Origin of the sequence: Streptomyces sp. NBC_00377 (genome assembly GCF_036075115.1) — a bacterium.
Taxonomy (GTDB): Bacteria; Actinomycetota; Actinomycetes; order Streptomycetales; family Streptomycetaceae; genus Streptomyces.
Map to the genome: position 1 here is coordinate 7,249,324 of NZ_CP107958.1, position 19,061 is coordinate 7,268,384.

Below are 19,061 nucleotides of genomic sequence, written 5' to 3' on the forward strand. Positions count from 1 at the left end.
TGTGCGGGGTGGCCGTCCCCGGAGTCCGTCGTGTCCCTCTGGTGCCGGAAAACTAACAACGCTAGTTTAGGGCGCGGACGACGAGCCCCGCCGAAGGGAACGCGATGAAGGCACACGACGGCATCTACCTCGACGGCGTCTGGCGCCCGGCCGCGGGACGGGAAGTGATCGAGGTCGTCAACCCGGCGGACGAGCAGGTGATCGGCCGGGTCCCCGCGGGCGACGCCGAGGACGTCGACGCGGCGGTACGGGCGGCCCGCGCCGCACTGCCGGCCTGGGCCGCGACCCCGCCCGCCGAACGCGCGGCCCGGCTGACGGCCCTCCGGGACGCCCTGACCGCCCGCAAGGACGAGATCGCCGAGACGGTCACCGCCGAACTCGGCGCCCCGCTCTCCTTCTCCCAGGCCGTCCACGCGGCGCTGCCGATCGCGGTGGCGGGTTCCTACGCCGAGCTGGCGGCGACCCACTCCTTCGAGGAGAAGGTCGGCAACTCGGTCGTCCACCACGAGCCGATCGGTGTGGTCGGCGCGATCACCCCCTGGAACTACCCGCTGCACCAGATCGTCGCCAAGGTGGCCCCGGCCCTCGCCGCGGGCTGCACGGTGGTCCTGAAGCCCGCCGAGGACACCCCGCTCACCGCCCAGCTGTTCGCCGAGGCGGTCCACGAGGCGGGCGTCCCGGCCGGCGTCTTCAACCTGGTCACCGGCCTCGGACCGGTCGCGGGCCAGGCCCTCGCCGAACACCCCGGCGTCGACCTCGTGTCCTTCACCGGCTCCACGGCCGTGGGCAGGCGGATCGCCGCGACGGCCGGCGCGGCCGTCAAGAAGGTCGCCCTGGAACTCGGCGGCAAGTCCGCCAACGTCATCCTGCCGAGCGCCGATCTGGCCAGGGCGGTCAACGTCGGCGTCGCCAACGTGATGTCCAACTCCGGCCAGACGTGCAGCGCCTGGACCCGGATGCTCGTCCACCGCGACCAGTACGAGGAGGCGGTCGGGCTCGCCGCCGCGGCGGCCGAAAAGTACGGCGACCGCATCGGCCCGGTCGTCAACGCCCGGCAGCGGGAGCGGGTGCGCGGGTACATCGAGAAGGGCGTGGCCGAGGGGGCACGGCTGGTCGCGGGCGGCCCCGAGTCCCCTCGCGAGCAGGGCTACTTCGTCAGCCCCACGGTCTTCTCCGACGTCACCCCCGACATGACGATCGCCCAGGAGGAGATCTTCGGCCCGGTGCTGTCCGTGCTGCGCTACGAGGACGAGGACGACGCCCTGCGGATCGCCAACGGCACGGTCTACGGGCTCGCGGGCGCCGTCTGGGCCGGTGACGAGGCGGAGGCGGTGGCCTTTGCCCGCCGGCTGGAGACCGGCCAGGTGGACATCAACGGCGGCCGCTTCAACCCGCTGGCGCCCTTCGGCGGTTACAAGCAGTCGGGCGTCGGCCGCGAACTCGGCGTGCACGGTCTCGCCGAGTACCTCCAGACCAAGTCCTTCCAGTTCTGAGGGAGTCACCCGAACATGGCTGTCCGCGCCGCTGTACTTCCCGCCGTCGGGGCTCCGTTGGAGATCACGCGGATCGAGCTTCCCGACCCGGGACCCGGCCGGGTCCGGGTCCGGCTCGCCGCCGCCGGCGTCTGTCACTCCGACCTTTCGCTGTCCGACGGCACCATGCGGGTACCGGTGCCCGCCGTCCTGGGCCACGAGGGCGCGGGCACGGTCGTCGCCGTGGGCGAGGGGGTCGAGCACCTGGCGCCCGGCACCGGGGTCGTCCTCAACTGGGCCCCCTCCTGCGGCACGTGCCATCCCTGCTGGCTCGGGGAGGTGTGGCTCTGCGTGAACGCCCTCAACGGGGCGGCCGAGGTGTACGCCCGCACGACGGACGGCACCGACCTCCATCCGGGGCTGAACGTGGCCGCCTTCGCCGAGGAGACGGTCGTCCCGGCCTCCTGCGTCCTCCCGCTGCCGGACGGCATCCCCCTCACCGACGCGGCCCTGCTCGGCTGCGCCGTCCTCACCGGCTACGGCGCCGTCCACCACTGCGCCCGGGTCCGCGCCGGTGAGACGGTCGCCGTCTTCGGCGTCGGCGGGGTCGGACTGGCCACCCTCCAGGCAGCCCGGATCGCCGGCGCCTCGACCATCGTCGCCGTGGACGTCTCCCCGGAGAAGGAGGAGCTGGCACGTGCGGCGGGCGCCACGGAGTACGTGGTCGCCTCCGAGCGGACCGCCCGCGACATCCGCGCCCTCACCGGCAAGCAGGGGGTCGACGTGGCCGTCGAGTGCGTGGGCCGCGCGGTCACCATCCGGACGGCCTGGGAGTCCACCCGGCGCGGTGGCCGCACCACGGTCGTCGGCATCGGGGGCAAGGACCAGCAGGTCACCTTCAACGCCCTGGAACTCTTCCACTGGGGCCGCACCCTCTCGGGCTGCGTCTACGGCAACTCCGACCCGGCGAAGGACCTCCCGGTCCTCGCCGACCACGTCCGGGCGGGCCGCCTGGACCTGGGCGCTCTGGTGACGGAACACATCACCCTGGAGGACATCCCGGGAGCCTTCGACAACATGCTGGCAGGCAAGGGCGGCCGCGCCCTGATCGTCTTCTGAGCCCGAGCCCCCGGGCGCCGCGGCCGCCCGGGAACCGGACCGCAGACCGACGGTCCGCGCTGCGTCCCGGAGGCTCCCGCCCGGTCCGGCCGGGCGGTGTCAGCCTGCCCGGGGGCCGACCTCCCGGTCGGGCCCCGGCCCGGGAACCCCCGCTTCCCGGGCCGCCCGGGAACCGGACCGCAGACCGACGGTCCGCGCTGCGTCCCGGAGGCTCCCGCCCGGTCCGGCCGGGCGGTGTCAGCCTGCCCGGGGGCCGACCTCCCGGTCGGGCCCCGGCCCGGGAACCCCCGCTTCCCCCGCCCCCGCCGCCTGCGCGGTCCCCGTCCGCGGCACTCGAGGCCTCGACCGTGACACGGCCACACCGGCGAGACACAGCACTCCACCGGCCAGCGTGAGCGCCCCCGGCACCTCGCCCAGCGCCAGCCACGACATCAGGACGACCAGGGCGGGAACGGCGTACGTCGTCGCACCCATGCGGCTCGCCGACGTCCGGGCCAGGGCGTACGCCCACGTGGTGAAGGCGAGCGCGGTCGGGAAGACACCCAGGTAGACCATGTTGAGCGTCGCGGAGACGGGCGCGTCGGCCGCCTCGTGGACCAGCTGTCCCGCGAACGGCAGACAGACCACCGCCCCGATCACACACCCGAACGTCGTGACCTGGAGCGCGCTCGCCCGGCCCAGCGCCGGCTTCTGCGCGACGACCCCGCCCGCGTAACCGAACGCCGCGAGCAGGCACAGCACCACCCCGAGCACGGACGATCCGCCCTCGCCCGACATCGACAGTCCCACCGCGACCGCGCCCGCGAACGACACCGCCATCCCGGCAAGCAGCCGCGGCGGCATCACGTCCCCGAGCAGCCGCGCGCCGAGCAGGGCGATGAGTATCGGCCCGATGTTCACCACCAGCGCCGCCGTCCCGGCGTCCACCTGCTGCTCGCCCCAGTTGAGCACGACCATGTAGAAGCCGAACCACAGCACGCCCGACACGGCGATCCCGCGCCAGGCGGACCTCGGCGGCCGTCCCGCGCGCCGGACGGCGCAGATGACCCCCAGCACCAGCGCCCCGGAGGCCAGCCGCCCGAGCGCCAGCGCTCCCGGCGAGTACGCGTCGCCCGCACTGCGGATCGACACGAAGGCGGACGCCCACAGCACGACGGTCACGGTCGCCGCACCGGCGGCGAGCAACTCAGTACGGCGTTCGGTACGCCGGGGGCTGTTCATCATTCTCCTCAGGCTAGGCAGACGAGCGGATCGAGAGCTCGCGATTTTCGGACGAGGGATCTCCGGACGAGAGGCAGGTGGGGCGGCCCGGCGCGGGAGCCGGCCAGGGGCCCGTCAGTGCAGCGCCGCCGGCTCGATGCCCAGCAGCTCGGCCAGTACGCGCTCGCCGGCCGCCGTCACCTTCACCGCCCGTTCCGAGCCGATGCGCACGCACCACCCCGCGTCGAGGGCGTGCCGGCACAGGGCCGCGCCCGCCGCCCCCGCCAGGTGGGGCCGACGCTCGGTCCAGTCCAGGCAGGCACGGGCGAGCGGCCGCCGGGTGGTGCGGTCGAGCGCGATCCCGTTGTCGTGGAACCAGCGCAGCCCCGCCCCGGTCAGCGCGAACCCGGTGGCCCGCTCCTCGGACGCCGACCCCCCGAGTTCTCCAGCGCTCAGCCACTCCGTCCCCGGCCCCGCCCCCGCGTCTCGCGGCGGAGTCCCCGGCGCCCCCGGGCCCGCGTCGCCGTCCTCCCCGTCGATCCGTTGCTCCGGCCCGCTCGCCGGGCTCAGCAGTCGGTGGGCGGTCAGCGCGTCGGTGACGGTGATGCCGAGGCGGCCGGCGAGGTGGTCGTAGCAGGTGCGGCCCCGGGCCATGGCCGAACCGGCGCTCGCGGCACGCAACGTGCGCGGCCGACGCGCGGGACGCGGGTCGACCTGGGCGGCGAGGTCCTCCACGAGCTGGGCGACCCGGGCGCCTGCGAGCCGTACGTACCGGTGCCGCCCCTGCCGTTCCTCGGCCAGCAGCCCGCCCGCGACCAGTTTGCCCAGATGCTCGCTGAGCGTGGACGCGGCCACGCCCGCGTGCCGGGCCAGCTCACCGGCGGTCCACGCCCGCCCGTCGAGCAGCGCCAGCAGACAGGCGGCCCGCGTCTCGTCGGCGACCAGCCCGGCGAGAGCGGCCAGCCCCGGCGCCCGTACGTCCCTGTCGTTCCCGGTGTCCGTGATGCTCACGGCCCCAGCATGCGCGACGCACACTTCGGTGCCCGCCGAACCGTGCTAGGGCAACTGCGCGAACTGCTGGGCCAGACCGTCCAGCAGGGCGGTCAGCCCGGTCTCGAAAGCCCGCTCGTCGATCTTCTCCTGCTGCTCGGCGAGCAGGTGGGCCTGGCCGAGGTGCGGGTAGTCGGCCGGATCGTAGGCGCTCACGTCGTCGACGAAGCCGCCGGCGAACGAGCCGAGCGCGGAGCCCATCACGAAGTACCGCATCAGCGCGCCGATGGAGGTGGCCTGTGCGGGCGGCCAGCCGGCGCGGACCATCGCGCCGTACACCGCGTCGGCGAGCCGCAGCCCGGCGGGCCTGCGGCCGGGGCCCTGGGCGAGCACGGGGACGATGTGCGGGTGGTCGCGCAGGGCGGCACGGTACGAGACGGCCCAGTCGTGCAGCGCGGTCCGCCACTCCCGGCCGTCCTCGAACATCGAAAGGTCGACCTGCGCGCTGACCGAGTCCGCGACGGCCTCCAGGATCTCGTCCTTCGTGCGGAAGTGGTTGTACAGCGAGGGCCCGCTCACCCCCAGCTCGGCGGCGAGCCGCCGCGTGGAGACGGCCGGCAGGCCCTCCGCGTCCACGAGCGTCCGTGCGGTCTCGATGATCCGGTCGGTACTGAGAAGGGGCTTGCGCGGTCGGGCCATGGCGCACATAGTAGGGCTGCGTAATGGAAACTAGCAGTGCTAATTAAACGGTGAACGGCAACGGTCTTCCCTTGTGAGGTGGTCTCGTGGTGAATCTGGCGCTCAGCGAGGAACAGGAGGCCGTCCGACGGCTCGCCAGGGACTTCGTGGACCGCGAGGTCGCCCCGCACGTCGTCGCCTGGGACCGCGCGGAGGACATCGACCGGTCCCTGGTCAAGAAGCTCGGCGAGGTCGGCTTCCTCGGCCTGACGATCGACGAGGAGTACGGCGGCTCGGGCGGCGACCACCTCGCGTACTGCCTGGTCACCGAGGAGCTGGGCCGCGGGGACTCGTCCGTGCGCGGAATCGTCTCCGTCTCCCTCGGGCTGGTCGCCAAGACCGTCGCCGCCTGGGGGAGCGAGGAGCAGAAGCGGCGCTGGCTGCCGGGACTGACGTCCGGCGAGTACGTCGGCTGCTTCGGCCTGACCGAACCCGGCACCGGCTCGGACGCCGGCAACCTCGGGACCCGCGCGGTCCGCGACGGCGACTCCTATGTCATCAACGGCACGAAGATGTTCATCACCAACGGCACCTGGGCCGACGTGGTCCTGCTCTTCGCCCGCTCCACGGACGCGCCGGGCCACAAGGGCGTCTCCGCGTTCCTCGTCCCCACCGACACCCCCGGTCTGAGCCGCCGCGCGATCCACGGCAAGCTCGGCCTGCGCGGCCAGGCGACCGCCGAACTGGTCCTGGACGACGTCCGGGTCCCCGCCTCGGCGATGCTGGCGCCCGAGGGCAAGGGCTTCTCCGTCGCCATGTCGGCGCTCGCCAAGGGCCGCATGTCGGTCGCGGCCGGCTGCGTCGGTATAGCGCAGGCCGCCCTGGACGCGGCGGTGCGCTACGCGGGCGAACGCGAGCAGTTCGGCAGGAGCATCGCCCACCACCAGCTCGTCCAGGAACTGATCAGCGACATCGCGGTCGACGTCGACGCGGCCCGGCTGCTGACCTGGCGGGTCGCCGACCTCGTCGACCGGGGCCTGCCCTTCGCCACCGAGTCCTCCAAGGCCAAGCTGTTCGCCTCGGAGGCCGCCGTCCGCGCCGCCAACAACGCCCTCCAGGTATTCGGCGGCTACGGCTACATCGACGAGTACCCGGCGGGCAAGCTCCTGCGCGACGCCCGGGTGATGACCCTCTACGAGGGCACGAGCCAGATCCAGAAACTGCTCATCGGGCGGGCCCTGACCGGGGTTTCGGCGTTCTGAGTACCTTCTGAGTAGGCGGACGGATGTGCCGGCGGCCGGTTCGGCCGAAGCTTCTCCTCATGAGTGAGACACCGGTCAAGCAGAACACCGCCGCCTTCTACGGCCAGGCGGTCGCGTCCTTCGCCGTGGCCATGGCGGCGACCGCCGTCGGCATCTTCAAGCTGAACGCCGACGCCTGGGTGCGCGCCTTCCTCGCGATCGCCGTCCTCTACCTCGTCACCTCCGCCTTCACCCTCGCCAAGGTGATCAGGGACAAGCAGGACGCGGCAGCGCGGGTGTACAGCCCCTTCGAGAAGCTCTGAGCGGGCACGCTAAGCGGGCGCTCACCTTCGGCGGTATGGTGTAGCTCCTTGTACCGAGAGGGGCGAACGAGTCATGAGTACGGCGGAGGAGACGGCCGGCGGCGAGATCGAGCCGTGGGAAGAGGTCACCCCTGACGCGGCCCGGCGACTGCTGGTCGCCGCCGTGGAGGCCTTCGCCGAGCGCGGCTACCACGCGACGACGACCCGCGACATCGCGGGCCGCGCGGGTATGAGCCCGGCCGCCCTCTACATCCACTACAAGACCAAGGAAGAGCTGCTGCACCGCATCAGCCGGATCGGCCACGACCGGGCGCTGGGCATCCTGCGCGCGGCGGCCGCCGGTGAGGGCGACGCGGCCGGCCGTCTCGCGGACGCCGTCAGCTCCTTCGTCCGCTGGCACGCCGGACGGCGCACCACGGCCCGGGTCGTCCAGTACGAACTGGACGCGCTCGGCCCCGACGCCCGCGCCGAGATCCTCGACCTGCGCCGACAGGTCGACGCCGAAGTGCGCGGGATCATCGAGGACGGGGTCGCGAGCGGCGAGTTCGCCGTGCTGGACGTGCACGGCACGACGCTCGCCGTGCTGTCCCTGTGCATCGACGTGGCCCGCTGGTTCAACGTCGACGGTCCCCGCACCCCCGACGAGGTCGGCGCGCTGTACGCCGACCTCGTACTGCGGATGGTCGGCGCGGCGAAGTAGGCGTCCGGTGGCGGGGTCCGGCGGCGGCCGGACCTGCCCTTGGTGCGGGCCTGACGGCGGCCCGGGCTCGACGGAAGCCCGGGCTCACCGGTGCCGCGGTTACAGGTAGTAGCGCGAAACCGACTCCGCCACGCAGACGGGCTTGTCCCCGCCCTCGCGCTCCACGCTGAAGGCGACGGCGACCTGGACGCCGCCGGTCACGTCCTCGACGCCGGTGATCGTCGCAGTGGCGCGCAGCCGGGAGCCCACGGGTACCGGGGCAGGGAAACGGACCTTGTTCGTCCCGTAGTTGACGCCCATCTTCACGTTCTCGACCTTGATCAGCTGCGGGCCGAAGAGCGGCAGCAGGGACAGGGTGAGGTAGCCGTGCGCGATGGTGGTGCCGAAGGGGCCTGCGGCGGCCTTCTCCGGGTCCACATGGATCCACTGGTGGTCACCCGTGGCCTCCGCGAAGAGGTCGATCCGCTTCTGGTCGACCTCCACCCAGTCGGTGTACCCCAGCTGCTCGCCCACCGCCGCCTTCAGGTCGTCGGCGGACGTGAAGATCCTCGGCTCTGCCATGTCTGCGGCCCTCTCGCCTCACTCGCTGCCCATGTCACCATGCCATAGGTCTAAGCAACTGCTTAGCATGCTCGGGTGCGGGGTCGATGTCAACGGACCCGGGGGTGCGGCGATGGGTAGGGTTCGAGGGGTGCCCCAGATTCCCGAGAAGATCCACGAGCTCACGGTCGGCCAGCTCGCCGCGCGCAGCGGCGCCGCCGTCTCCGCCCTGCACTTCTACGAGTCGAAGGGGCTGATCAGCAGCCGCCGCACGGCGGGCAACCAGCGCCGCTACCACCGCGACGCGTTGCGCCGCGTCGCCTTCGTCCGCGCGGCGCAACGCGTCGGCATCCCGCTGGCCACGATCCGGGAGGCCCTCGCCGAGCTCCCCGAGGAGCGCACCCCGACCCGGGAGGACTGGGCCCGGCTCTCCGAGGCGTGGCGCGCGGAACTGGACGAACGCATCAAGCAGCTCAACCGCCTGCGCGACCACCTCACCGACTGCATCGGCTGCGGATGCCTGTCCCTCGCCACCTGCGTTCTGTCCAACCCGGACGACGCCTTCGGTGAACGTGCCTCCGGATCGCGGCTGTTGGTGGAGAAAAGCGCGCGGCGCAAGTCCGGGACGGGGCACGCCGGCAGGGGCGGCAGGCTCGCGGTGCAGGGCGCCGACGCGGGAGCGCCCGGATCGCAGACGCAGGCGGGCACGGGCCGGGCGGGCGGGGTGACGGCGGGCGCCGCAGGAGCACGCGCCGGGGAAGACACGGCCGCCTGCTGCTGACCGAACCGACAGCGGGCGCCCCGGACACGGGCCACTCGGGCTCCCCGCGCCCCCCGCGCCCCAGCGCAAACCCGCCCCGGGCCGCCCGCCCGGGCTTCCCCGGACCCCGGCTCACCACCGTCCCCGGGCCGCCCGCCCGGGTTCACCCGCCCCCGGCATGACCCCGGCCGCCGCCCGCCCCCGGACCCCGGCTCACCACCGTCCCCGGGCCGCCCGCCCAAGTTCACCCGCCCCCGGCATGACCCCGGCCGCCGCCCGCCCCTAGACCCCGGCTCACCACCGTCCCCGGGTCGCCCGGGTCACCCGGACCGCGACGTAACCCCCGGCCCGGGCGGGCGGCGGCCCCGGCCGGGGGAGGAGACTCGTCCTCACTCGTACTCGGTTCCGCCCTTGCGGGTCAGATACGCACCGCTGACCGCCTTGGCGATCGCCCTGCCTCCCGTGACCGGGCTGTAGCGCTCGACGGCCGGCCGGATCACCACGCCCTCGCGCAGGTGCAGCCCGCGTCCGGACACCGTCTCCCGGCCGGAGGCGATCTCCAGGACCCGCTCGCTGTCGTAAGGGCCCTCGAACAGCCGCGGAACGAGAGGCAGTTCACCGTCCAGGAGGTGTGCCGCGTCCAGCCAGCGCACCGTGCCGTCGATGTCCGCGGACACGTCGAACACCGCGTAGCCGAGGGTGTCGCGCCGGCCGTCCGCGCCGTACGTCAGGTCCTGGACCCCCGCCCCGAACACCTCCCCGAAGACACCGATCCGGCGCGCGCCCAGCCGCTCCGCCAGACGGGCCGCGGCCTCGGGTACGCCATGGCCGCGCACGGCCCGCCAGTAGAGGTTCTTCGGGTCCTCCTTCAGGGCGAGGGACTTGGCGCCGAAGCCCTTCGAGGAGACGTACACCCGCTCCTCTTCCGCGACGTACGTGAGCAGACAGGCCGAGCCGTGCAGCTTCTCGGTCAGCACCACGGGCTCGCCCGGCGCGAAGAGGTCGGGATAGCGCTGGATGTTCTCGATGTCGACCCACGGCAGCAGATCCGGCGCCGTTTCGACGTCGCCGTTCATGGTCGGCGGGATCGGCGGCACCCACTTGACGATGCCGAGCCGCTCCGCGAAGTCCGTGCCCTGCGCGGCGGCCAGCGCCAGGTCGACGTCGGCCAGCGCCTTCGGCCGGCACACGATTCCCTGGGACAGCTCGCCCCGCAGCCGTACCGCCTTCACGCGGTCCGCCCCGCTGCCGGCCAGCCGCCCGGTCAGCCCCAGCTCCTCGATCAGTGCGGTGGGAAGCACCGACTGCTCGGGGATGTACAGGGCGGCCTCGCCCGTGCGGTACGCACCCTTGGCGACGACGGCACGGTACAGGCCGACCTGCGCCAGTTCGAGGGCGTCGGCGTCGGGGTGTTCGTGGACGGTCAGCACTTCGGCGGTGACGCGCAGCGTCGACATGTCGGGCTCCTTCAAGTCCGCGGGCTGGTGCCTCAGTTGGGTTTCATCACGCCCAACTCTCCCCGCCGGAAACAGGTGGAGCGAACCGATTAGCGCCTGCTACCGTCACCCGCTTCGGCCGCCCCGGAGCCACCGCGCACGGACCCCGGACGAGACCGACTCCCTTGCCCGCAACCGCCCTTGTGCGGCATCGGCAAGCCTTGAGGACTGCGCTCACCAGGACTGTGCCGGCCGACCGGGGCGAGGCAGGTTCGGGGGTGCGGCATCCCCGGCGCACCCCCGCGGTGTTCACAGGCCGGCCGCGGGCCGGCCTTGGGAAGAGCTCAGGCCGGTGTCAGGCCGACACCAGCAGTCGTCCGCCCCTGGCGTACGCCAGGGCCTCGGCCGTGAGCACGGGACGCGGTACGAGAATTCCGCAGTCCGCGCAGACCGGACCCGCCGACGGTTCGTGATCCAGGTCGTACTTCCAGGGCAGCCGCTCACCGCCGCACACCGGGCAGCCGGAGCCCGGCGCGCGCTCCAGCGCGGCGATCAGCCTGCGCAGCACCTCGGCCAGCGGCTCACGGGGGTGCAGCCGCGGGTCGTCGCACCAGGCGACGCCGAAACCGCCCCAGGTCAGCCGGTGCCAGTCGTCCACGGTGCCGGGCCTGCGCAGCCCGTCGTGCTTCTCCTTCTTGCGGCGCTCGGCGAACTCGACCTCGTAGGCCAGCCACACCGCCCGCGCCTCCTCCAGCTCGTCCAACGCGGCCACGAGCCGCGCAGGATCGGGGGAGCGGTCCTCCGGACCGAACCCGGCCCGCGAGGAAAGATGGTCCCAGGTCGCCCTGTGCCCGTAGGGAGCGAACCGCTCAAGGCACTTGCGCAGCGAGTACCGCCGCAGCGCCAGATCGCAACGCGGGTCTCGCACCTGTCTCGCCAGACTCCGGAAACCGGCCATCGCCTTGCACCTCCGTCACATCTGCACCTGAACTTCGGTCACTTCGGCGTCGTCGTACGGACGTCGTCGAATAGACGTATCGACATGCGATTCGGCTCCATCCGATCTCCGATGACCTCCACCTGCCGAAAACTTGACGCATGTTCATCTTCAATACCGGGGATACCGGCGGTAACCTTCCGGCCACCCCCGTCGCTAGGAGCAGCCGATGCCTCGGCGAACCCCACGCACCACTCTCGACAGACTGAGAACTCCCGGCAGATTCCCCGGGTTCCTGAAGACCGCATCCGTATGCGCCCTGATCGCCGGTCTTTTGTCGCCCATTACCCAAGTGGCGGCAGCCGCCGAGGTCACGGCCGCGAACGACTACTGCGGCGGCCAGTGCTCCGACATCCTGCCGCCCGGTGAGAACGGGAACGCCACCCTCGCGCAAGTCCTCCTCAACCAGGCATTCGGCACCCAGCCCGACCACGCCGAGGACCAGCTCGGGCCCTACGCCAACCTGGCCAAGGGCTACCCGACGCTCACCAACGCCACGATCAACACGTTCTTCAACGACGCGTCGTTCGGTGTCGCCTCCGATCAAGTCGCCTCCACCCTGAGCCCCGCGGGCCGCAGCGACGTGACGATCGTCCGCGACAAGAAGACGGGTGTGCCGCACATCACCGGCACCACCCGGTACGGCACCGAGTTCGGCGCCGGGTACGCGGCGGCCCAGGACCGGCTGTGGCTCATGGACGTCTTCCGGCACGTCGGCCGCGGCCAGCTCACCGCCTTCGCGGGCGGCGCCCCCTCCAACCAGGGGCTCGAGCAGCAGTTCTGGCGCAACGCTCCGTACACCGAGGCAGACCTCCAGGCCCAGATCGACAACGCCGTCGCCACCAACGGCACCCGCGGCCAGCAGGCGCTCGCCGACGCCAACGCCTACCTCGCCGGCGTCAACTCCTACATAGACACCTCCGACAGCGGCCGCTACTTCCCCGGTGAGTACGTCCTCACCGGCCACAAGGACTCAATCACCAACGCCGGCACCATCGACCACTTCAAGATCACCGACCTCGTGGCGCTGGCCTCGGTCATCGGCTCGCTGTTCGGCTCGGGCGGTGGCGGCGAGGTCAACAACGCGGTGTCGCTGCTCGCCGCGCAGGAGAAGTACGGCGTGCAGCAGGGCACCGAGGTCTGGGAGGCGTTCCGCGAACGCAACGACCCCGAGGCCGCCCTCACCGTCCACAACGGCCAGAGTTTCCCGTACGCGGCCAAGCCCGCGAGCCCGCAGGGCGAGGCACTGCCCGACGCCGGCTCGCTGACCACGCAACCACTGGTCTACGACGCCACCGGCACCGGCGGCGACCAGAACGCATCCGCCGCGTCCGCCACGGCGACCGCGACCGCGCTCAGCTCGGCCAGGCGGGGCATGTCCAACGCCCTCGTCGTCAGCGGCCAGGCCACCGCGAGCGGCCACCCGATCGCCGTCTTCGGCCCGCAGACCGGCTACTTCGCCCCGCAGCTGCTCATGCTCCAGGAGATCCAGGGCCCGGGCATCAGCGCCCGCGGCGCCTCCTTCGCGGGCCTGAGCATGTACGTCGAACTCGGGCGCGGCCAGGACTACGCGTGGAGCGCCACGACCTCCGGCCAGGACATCATCGACAGCTACGCGGTCGAACTCTGCCAGGACGACTACCACTACCTGTACCACGGCGTCTGCACGGCCATGGACGTGGTGGAACAGAAGAACGCCTGGAAGCCGACCACCGCCGACGGAACGGCCGCCGGTTCGTACACCATGCGGGTGTACCGCACGAAGTACGGGCCCGTGCAGTACCGGGCGACCGTGGGCGGCAAGAAGGTCGCCTACACGAACCTGCGTTCGTCCTTCATGCACGAGGCCGACTCGATCATCGGCTTCCAGATGCTGAACGACCCGGACTACGTCAAGAGCCCGCAGACCTTCCAGAGCGCGGTGCAGCACATCAACTACACCTTCAACTGGTTCTACGCCGACTCCGCGCACACCGCCTACTACAACAGCGGCGACAACCCGGTGCGGGCGAGCGGTGTCGACGCCGAGTTCCCGGTGTGGGCGCAGGCGGCGTACGAGTGGAAGAACTGGGTGCCTGCCACCAACACGGCCGACTACACCCCGGCCTCGGCGCATCCCAACTCCATCGACCAGGACTACTACATCTCCTGGAACAACAAGCAGGCCAAGGACTACGCGACGGCCTCCTGGGGCGACGGGTCCGTACACCGCGGCAACCTGCTCGAGGACCGGGTGAAGAAGCTGGTCGCGGCCGGCGGCGTCACGCGCGCGTCCCTGACGAAGGCGATGGCGGACGCGGCGCTCGCGGACCTGCGGGCCGAGGACGTCCTGCCCGACCTGCTGAAGGTGGTCAACAGCTCCACGGTCACCGACTCCACGGCCGCGGCCGCGGTGACCAAACTCCAGACCTGGCTGACGGCGGGCGGCAAGCGGACGGAGACGACGGCCGGTTCGAAGACGTACGCCAACGCCGACGCGGTCCGCATCCTGGACGCCTGGTGGCCGCTGCTGGTGAAGGCCGAGTTCGAACCCGGCCTCGGCACCGGCCTGTACACGGCGCTGACGGCCAACCTGCCGATCGACGAGACCCCGTCGGCCGCCCACGGGCCGACCGGGGCCCACGCCGGCAGCTCCTTCCAGTACGGCTGGTGGAGCTATGTCGACAAGGACATCCGGGCCGTGCTCGGCGAGACGGTCCAGGGCGGGCTGACGCAGAAGTACTGCGGCGGCGGCACCCTCACCGGCTGCCGGGACGTCCTCATCAGCACCCTGAAGGAGGCGGCCGGCAAGACCGCGGCCCAGGTCTACCCGGGCGACACCCTGTGCGCGGCGGGCGACCAGTGGTGCGCCGACTCGATCGTCCAGCGCACCCTGGGCGGCATCAAGCACGGCAACATCAGCTGGCAGAACCGGCCCACCTTCCAGCAGGTGGTGGAGTTCACGTCCCACCGGTAGTCCGCACGACGGCGGGCCGCGTCCCTAACGGATGCGGCCCGCCGCCAGCACCAGCCGCGCCAGCTCGGGGTGCACGATGTCACTGTGCGCCCCGGCGGGCGCTCCACCGCGCCGGACCACCGCCGCCGCGTCGACGTTCACGCACCCCGAGGCCGGCAGCGGCCCGGAGAGCGCGTCGGCGAGCACACACGCGTGTGTGCCCGGGACGGCCTGGACCCCGTCGTGTCCCATGGCGCCCCATGTGGCGCCCAGCATCTCGCCGACGAGCCCCCGGGAATCGCCCGCCATCCGCGAGGCCAGCGGGTACATCGTGCTCAGCGCCTGGTCGAATCTCGAGTAACAGCACACCAGAGGGCCGTCGATCCGGTCCTGCCGGCCCTGGAGCACCCCTTGCGCGGCGAACGCGTAGTGCGAGAAGGCCCCTTGGAGCAGCGTCACCGACTTCACCGTGCGCACCCCCTCCGGCAGGCCCCGCAGCGCGAACGACACCAGCCGCCCGCCGAAGCTGTGTCCCACCAGATGCACCCGCACGGCCGGCGCCACCGCCGCCAGCCGCCCGAGGAAGGGCCCGAGTCCGTGCTCGCCCACCGTTCCGGCGCGCCGCTTCATCGCGTAGTACGTCGCCTGCCGCAGCAGCTCGTGCGCCCCGTCCCACGGGTCGGGCAGCGTGAACTCCGGCGCCGGCGACGCGCTTTCCAGGCCGGCCAGAGCCTGCGCGAACTCCTCGCAGGCCGTCGCCGTCGAGCAGGCGAACATCTCCGGTCCGGCCCGCGTCGTCCCCTCCGCCAGGGTGTCCGCCGCGCACAGCGCCTGTGGTCCCGTCGGAGCCACGTCCACCAGCAGCCGCACCTGCCGCCCGAACTCGTCCAGCGCGGCTTCCCCGGGCGGCCGCCGCTCCAGCAGCCCCGCGATCCGGTCGACCTCCGCGGCCCGGCCGGGGAACGTGGCGAGCAGCGCCCGACGGGTGTCCGCGTCCAGTGCAGGGCGCCCGAGCCGTGCGGCCGCCGCGGAGTGCGGGAAGTCCGGGATCGGCTCGTCGGAGAAGCGCATCGACGGCCACACCACGCCCACGTACCCGATCCGTGCCGCCGGGGCGAGCGCGGGGACCGGCGCGAAGAAGCTGCTGTAGAGCCTGGTCGCGCCGGAACGGTCGCTGTTCCAGCCGTGCGAGAAGACGATCAGGTCGCGGACCCCGCGCCGTCCCACCTCGCCGAGCAGCCGGTCCCGACGTGTGCCGTCGATGTCTCCGTCGGCGTCGAAGGTCAGCTCCCAGTAGGGCGTCACGCTCATCGCCGGATCCGCCATGACAGGCCCCCTCGTGCCCCGCAGGGATGCGCCCGGTGCGGGCATCGTCCTGCGGAACGGGGCAATTGGCCATACGTCACGGCTCATCCGTACAAGATGTAATCCTGGCACGGTCGCCGGAGCCGACGGCGATCCCCGGGTAACCCTTCCGCCGCAACATACCGACTGGTTAGTCTGGCGGTAGAGCCGATTCGTGCCGCAGTCGCGTCGAAGGAGACCGATGGTGGAAGCCGTGCAGGATGCCCGAGTGGTCGTGACCGGAGCGGGGGGCGGTATCGGAGCCGCGCTGGCCCGCCGCTACGCCGCCGAGGGAGCCCGGGTCGTCGTCAACGACCTGGACGCGGACCGGGCGCGGTCCGTCGCCGACGAGATCGGCGGGATCGCCGTCCCGGGCGACGCCTCCACGATCGTCGAGCAGGCCCGTGAGGCGCTCGGCGGCACCGTCGACGTGTACTGCGCCAACGCCGGGGTCGCCTCGGGCGGTTCCGAGTCGGCCGAGGAGGCCGTCTGGGCCCTCGCCTGGGACGTCAACGTCATGGCCCACGTCCGGGCGGCCCACGCGCTGCTCCCGGGCTGGCTGGAGCGCGGGCGCGGCCGGTTCGTGTCGACCGTCTCCGCAGCCGGGCTGCTCACGATGATCGGCGCCGCCCCCTACAGCGTCACCAAGCACGGCGCGTACGCCTTCGCCGAGTGGCTTTCGCTGACCTACCGCCACCGCGGGATCAAGGTGCACGCGATCTGTCCCCAGGGCGTCCGCACCGACATGCTGGCCGCCACCGGCAGCGCGGGCGACCTGGTGCTCAAACCGACCGCGATCGAGCCGCAGGACGTGGCGGACGCCCTGTTCAAGGGCATCGCGGAGGACCGTTTCCTGATCCTTCCGCACCCCGAGGTCGCCGAGTACTACCAGGTCCGGGCCGGTGATCCCGACCGCTGGCTGTCGAACATGAACCACCTCCAGCAGAAGTGGGAGGCCGCCGGATGACCGCGCCCGCCTCCCGTTACGCGGCCACACCGTGGGTGGCCCTCCTCGACGAGGTCCAGCGGGCCCCGATCGACCCCGCCGACTCCCTGGTGCACGCCTTCCGCAGGTCCGTCGCCGAGGCGCCCGACCGGACCTGCCTGGCCTACTTCGACGGCCGGCTCAGCTACCGCGAGGTCGACGAGTTCAGCGACTCCGTGGCCGGTCACCTCGCAGCCCGCGGCCTGGAGCCCGGTGACCGGGTCGCCGTCCTGCTGCAGAACTCCCCGCACTTCGTCCTCGCCCTGCTCGGCGCCTGGAAGGCGGGCGCGACCGTCGTCCCCGTCAACCCGATGTACAAGTCGGGGGAGGTCGGTCACGTCCTGCACGACGGCGAGGTGGCCGCGCTGATCTGCTCCGACCGCGCCTGGGACGCGTATCTGCGCGACGCCGCAGCCGACTCGCCGGTGCGGATCGCGCTCACCGCCTGCGAGCTGGACTTCCAGACCCGCGGCGACGCGCGCGTCCTCGGCTTCGAACGCCTTCCGCAGGCGCCCGACACCGACGACCTCACAGCCGTCGCCCGAGCCGGCCACAAAGCGCCCGGGGGCCGTGACGCCGCCCCCGCGGACATCGCCCTGATCAGCTACACCTCGGGCACGAGCGGTGCACCCAAGGGCGCCACCAACACGCACGGCAACATCATGTACAACGCCGAACGGCAGCGCACCGGACTGCGCCTGCCCGAGGCGCCCGTCTACTACGCGCTCGCACCGCTGTTCCACATCACCGGCATGGTCTGCCAGCTCGGCGCCTGTCTGAACAGCGCGGGCACGCTCGTACTGACGTACCGCTTCGAGGCGGGCGTCGTCCTGGAGGCGTTCGCCGAGCACAAGCCGCACTACACGGTGGGCCCGTCCACCGCCTTCATGGCGCTGGCCGCCCGTCCCGAGGTCACGCGGGACCACTTCGCGTCCTTCGTGAACATCTCCTCCGGCGGCGCCCCGGTGCCGCCGGCCCTGGTGGAGAAGTTCCGGGCGGGCTTCGGACCGTACATCCGCAACGGCTACGGACTCACCGAGTGCACGGCGCCCTGCGCCTCCGTCCCGCCCCAGCTGGAGGCGCCGGTCGACCCGGCCTCCGGGACCCTCGCCGTCGGTGTCCCCGGGCCCGACACGATCGTCCGCATCGTCGACGAGCAGGGCGCCGAGGTGCCCTTCGGCGAGCAGGGCGAGATCGTCGTGCGGGGCCCGCAGGTGGTCCCCGGGTACTGGCGGCGGCCCGAGGCCACCGCAGAGACCTTTCCCGGCGGCGAACTGCGCACCGGCGACATCGGGTTCATGGACGAACAGGGCTGGCTGTACGTCGTCGACCGCAAGAAGGACATGATCAACGCGTCCGGTTTCAAGGTGTGGCCGCGCGAGGTGGAGGACGTGCTGTACACCCACCCGGCCGTGCGCGAGGCGGCCGTCGTGGGGGTGCCGGACGGCTATCGCGGGGAGACCGTCAAGGCGTACATCAGCCTGCGTCCCGGCGCCGACACGGATGCCGATACGCTCGCGGCCTACTGCAAGGACAGGCTGGCCGCCTACAAGTATCCGCGCCAGGTGGAGATCCTGCCCGACCTGCCCAAGACGGCGAGTGGGAAGATCCTCCGGCGGGAACTGCGTTCGCGCCCGCACGACAGCCGGTAGCGGACAAGCAGCACGACAGCAGCAAGTCGGCACGACAGCCGGTAAGGCTCGCCGATAAGGCATCGAGGAAGGCAGGTGGCGGCAGTGCCCAGGACCACGGACGGTGACGGGACACCCGTGCCGCAGCGGCTGCTGGCCGCCGCCACCCGGCTCTTCGCCGAGCGGGGCTACGACCGCACCTCGGTGCAGGAGATCGTCGAGGCGGCAGGCGTCACCAAGGGCGCGCTGTACCACTACTTCGGCTCCAAGGACGATCTGCTGCACGAGGTGTACGCGCGCGTCCTGCGCGTGCAGCAGGAGCGTCTGGACGCCTTCGCCAACGCCGACGAGCCGATCGAGAAGCGGCTGCGGGGCGCGGCGGCGGACGTCGTCGTCACGACCATCGAGAACCTCGACGACGCGATGATCTTCTTCCGCTCGATGCACCACCTGAGCCCGGAGAAGAACAAACAGGTGCGCGCGGAGCGCCGCCGCTACCACGAACGCTTCCGCGCCCTCGTCGAGGAGGGTCAGCAGGCCGGTGTCTTCTCCACGGCGACCCCGGCCGACCTGGTCGTGGACTACCACTTCGGGTCCGTCCACCATCTGTCGACCTGGTACCGGCCGGACGGGTCGATGGGGCCGAAGGAGGTCGCCGACCACCTGGCCGACCTGCTGCTGCGGGCCCTGCGGCCCTGAGATCGGCACTG

The 19,061-nt window shown here is 72.2% G+C and carries 16 protein-coding genes and 1 pseudogene; 10 read left to right on the forward strand and 7 right to left on the reverse strand.

From position 1 onward, the window contains the following. Positions 1-104 precede the first annotated feature (104 nt). Both OHS71_RS32200 and OHS71_RS32205 read left to right on the forward strand, forming a co-directional pair. Positions 105-1,493: an aldehyde dehydrogenase family protein gene (locus tag OHS71_RS32200; RefSeq protein WP_328482837.1), complete on the forward strand. Its 1,389-nt coding sequence runs from the start codon at positions 105-107 to the stop codon at positions 1,491-1,493. A 15-nt stretch (positions 1,494-1,508) separates the two neighbouring features. Next, complete coding sequence (locus OHS71_RS32205) at positions 1,509-2,591, forward strand: Zn-dependent alcohol dehydrogenase (RefSeq protein WP_328482838.1); 1,083 nt, start codon at positions 1,509-1,511, stop codon at positions 2,589-2,591. A 237-nt stretch (positions 2,592-2,828) separates the two neighbouring features. Here OHS71_RS32205 and OHS71_RS32210 read toward each other — a convergent pair whose 3' ends face one another. The 3 genes from OHS71_RS32210 to OHS71_RS32220 all read right to left on the reverse strand — a co-directional run bounded on the left by OHS71_RS32210 (position 2,829) and on the right by OHS71_RS32220 (position 5,480). Beyond that, a complete protein-coding gene (locus OHS71_RS32210) occupies positions 2,829-3,815 on the reverse strand; it encodes a DMT family transporter (RefSeq protein ID WP_328482839.1) in 987 nt (328 codons plus the stop codon). Between the two features lie 111 nt (positions 3,816-3,926). Next, positions 3,927-4,796, reverse strand: a complete 870-nt coding sequence (locus tag OHS71_RS32215; RefSeq protein WP_443047179.1) for an ArsR/SmtB family transcription factor — start codon at positions 4,794-4,796, stop codon at positions 3,927-3,929. Between the two features lie 51 nt (positions 4,797-4,847). After that, the gene (locus tag OHS71_RS32220) at positions 4,848-5,480 is read right to left on the reverse strand and encodes a TetR/AcrR family transcriptional regulator (protein ID WP_328482840.1); all 633 of its coding nucleotides are present in this window, start codon (positions 5,478-5,480) and stop codon (positions 4,848-4,850) included. Between the two features lie 89 nt (positions 5,481-5,569). Between OHS71_RS32220 and OHS71_RS32225 the strand changes: the two genes are divergently transcribed. From OHS71_RS32225 to OHS71_RS32235, 3 genes are all read left to right on the forward strand, one after another. Then, a complete protein-coding gene (locus OHS71_RS32225; protein ID WP_328484714.1) occupies positions 5,570-6,721 on the forward strand; it encodes an acyl-CoA dehydrogenase family protein in 1,152 nt (383 codons plus the stop codon). 59 nt (positions 6,722-6,780) lie between these two features. Beyond that, positions 6,781-7,023, forward strand: a complete 243-nt coding sequence (locus OHS71_RS32230) for a YiaA/YiaB family inner membrane protein (protein ID WP_057579722.1) — start codon at positions 6,781-6,783, stop codon at positions 7,021-7,023. 73 nt (positions 7,024-7,096) lie between these two features. Next, positions 7,097-7,723 carry a TetR/AcrR family transcriptional regulator gene (locus OHS71_RS32235; RefSeq protein ID WP_328482841.1) on the forward strand — a complete coding sequence of 209 codons (627 nt, stop codon included), beginning with the start codon at positions 7,097-7,099 and terminating at the stop codon, positions 7,721-7,723. Between the two features lie 99 nt (positions 7,724-7,822). Here OHS71_RS32235 and OHS71_RS32240 read toward each other — a convergent pair whose 3' ends face one another. Continuing rightward, positions 7,823-8,284: a MaoC family dehydratase gene (locus OHS71_RS32240; RefSeq protein ID WP_328482842.1), complete on the reverse strand. Its 462-nt coding sequence runs from the start codon at positions 8,282-8,284 to the stop codon at positions 7,823-7,825. Between the two features lie 130 nt (positions 8,285-8,414). On the opposite strand from OHS71_RS32240, the pseudogene soxR reads away from it, so the two are divergent. Continuing rightward, positions 8,415-8,894: pseudogene (soxR, locus tag OHS71_RS32245) on the forward strand (redox-sensitive transcriptional activator SoxR); the annotation flags it as partial. A 518-nt stretch (positions 8,895-9,412) separates the two neighbouring features. Here soxR and OHS71_RS32250 read toward each other — a convergent pair. Both OHS71_RS32250 and OHS71_RS32255 read right to left on the reverse strand, forming a co-directional pair. Next, a complete protein-coding gene (locus OHS71_RS32250; protein ID WP_328482843.1) occupies positions 9,413-10,480 on the reverse strand; it encodes an RNA ligase (ATP) in 1,068 nt (355 codons plus the stop codon). Between the two features lie 334 nt (positions 10,481-10,814). Next, complete coding sequence (locus OHS71_RS32255; RefSeq protein ID WP_328482844.1) at positions 10,815-11,417, reverse strand: hypothetical protein; 603 nt, start codon at positions 11,415-11,417, stop codon at positions 10,815-10,817. 208 nt (positions 11,418-11,625) lie between these two features. On the opposite strand from OHS71_RS32255, the gene OHS71_RS32260 reads away from it, so the two are divergent. Then, positions 11,626-14,412 (forward strand): penicillin acylase family protein, encoded by a 2,787-nt coding sequence (locus OHS71_RS32260; protein ID WP_328482845.1) that lies wholly within the window; start codon positions 11,626-11,628, stop codon positions 14,410-14,412. 24 nt (positions 14,413-14,436) lie between these two features. Here the strand turns inward: OHS71_RS32260 and OHS71_RS32265 are convergent, their stop codons facing one another. Beyond that, positions 14,437-15,717, reverse strand: a complete 1,281-nt coding sequence (locus OHS71_RS32265) for a serine-threonine protein kinase (protein WP_328482846.1) — start codon at positions 15,715-15,717, stop codon at positions 14,437-14,439. A gap of 220 nt (positions 15,718-15,937) precedes the next feature. Between OHS71_RS32265 and OHS71_RS32270 the strand changes: the two genes are divergently transcribed. The 3 genes from OHS71_RS32270 to OHS71_RS32280 all read left to right on the forward strand — a co-directional run bounded on the left by OHS71_RS32270 (position 15,938) and on the right by OHS71_RS32280 (position 19,050). Beyond that, positions 15,938-16,702, forward strand: coding sequence for an SDR family oxidoreductase (locus OHS71_RS32270; RefSeq protein WP_328482847.1), 765 nt, complete (start codon positions 15,938-15,940; stop codon positions 16,700-16,702). After that, positions 16,699-18,372, forward strand: coding sequence for a class I adenylate-forming enzyme family protein (locus tag OHS71_RS32275; RefSeq protein ID WP_328482848.1), 1,674 nt, complete (start codon positions 16,699-16,701; stop codon positions 18,370-18,372). The genes OHS71_RS32270 and OHS71_RS32275 overlap by 4 nt, the downstream gene beginning before the upstream one ends. Before the next feature lie 84 nt (positions 18,373-18,456). After that, positions 18,457-19,050: a TetR/AcrR family transcriptional regulator gene (locus OHS71_RS32280; RefSeq protein WP_328482849.1), complete on the forward strand. Its 594-nt coding sequence runs from the start codon at positions 18,457-18,459 to the stop codon at positions 19,048-19,050. The last annotated feature ends 11 nt before the right edge of the window (positions 19,051-19,061 follow it).

Coding starts and splice junctions, on each gene's coding strand:
- OHS71_RS32200 (WP_328482837.1), top strand. CDS start 105: ATGAAGGCACACGACGGCATCTACCTCGACGGCGTCTGGCGCCCGGCC.
- OHS71_RS32205 (WP_328482838.1), top strand. CDS start 1,509: ATGGCTGTCCGCGCCGCTGTACTTCCCGCCGTCGGGGCTCCGTTGGAG.
- OHS71_RS32210 (WP_328482839.1), bottom strand. CDS start 3,815: ATGATGAACAGCCCCCGGCGTACCGAACGCCGTACTGAGTTGCTCGCC.
- OHS71_RS32220 (WP_328482840.1), bottom strand. CDS start 5,480: ATGGCCCGACCGCGCAAGCCCCTTCTCAGTACCGACCGGATCATCGAG.
- OHS71_RS32230 (WP_057579722.1), top strand. CDS start 6,781: ATGAGTGAGACACCGGTCAAGCAGAACACCGCCGCCTTCTACGGCCAG.
- OHS71_RS32235 (WP_328482841.1), top strand. CDS start 7,097: ATGAGTACGGCGGAGGAGACGGCCGGCGGCGAGATCGAGCCGTGGGAA.
- OHS71_RS32240 (WP_328482842.1), bottom strand. CDS start 8,284: ATGGCAGAGCCGAGGATCTTCACGTCCGCCGACGACCTGAAGGCGGCG.
- OHS71_RS32250 (WP_328482843.1), bottom strand. CDS start 10,480: ATGTCGACGCTGCGCGTCACCGCCGAAGTGCTGACCGTCCACGAACAC.
- OHS71_RS32255 (WP_328482844.1), bottom strand. CDS start 11,417: ATGGCCGGTTTCCGGAGTCTGGCGAGACAGGTGCGAGACCCGCGTTGC.
- OHS71_RS32260 (WP_328482845.1), top strand. CDS start 11,626: ATGCCTCGGCGAACCCCACGCACCACTCTCGACAGACTGAGAACTCCC.
- OHS71_RS32265 (WP_328482846.1), bottom strand. CDS start 15,717: ATGGCGGATCCGGCGATGAGCGTGACGCCCTACTGGGAGCTGACCTTC.
- OHS71_RS32270 (WP_328482847.1), top strand. CDS start 15,938: ATGGTGGAAGCCGTGCAGGATGCCCGAGTGGTCGTGACCGGAGCGGGG.
- OHS71_RS32275 (WP_328482848.1), top strand. CDS start 16,699: ATGACCGCGCCCGCCTCCCGTTACGCGGCCACACCGTGGGTGGCCCTC.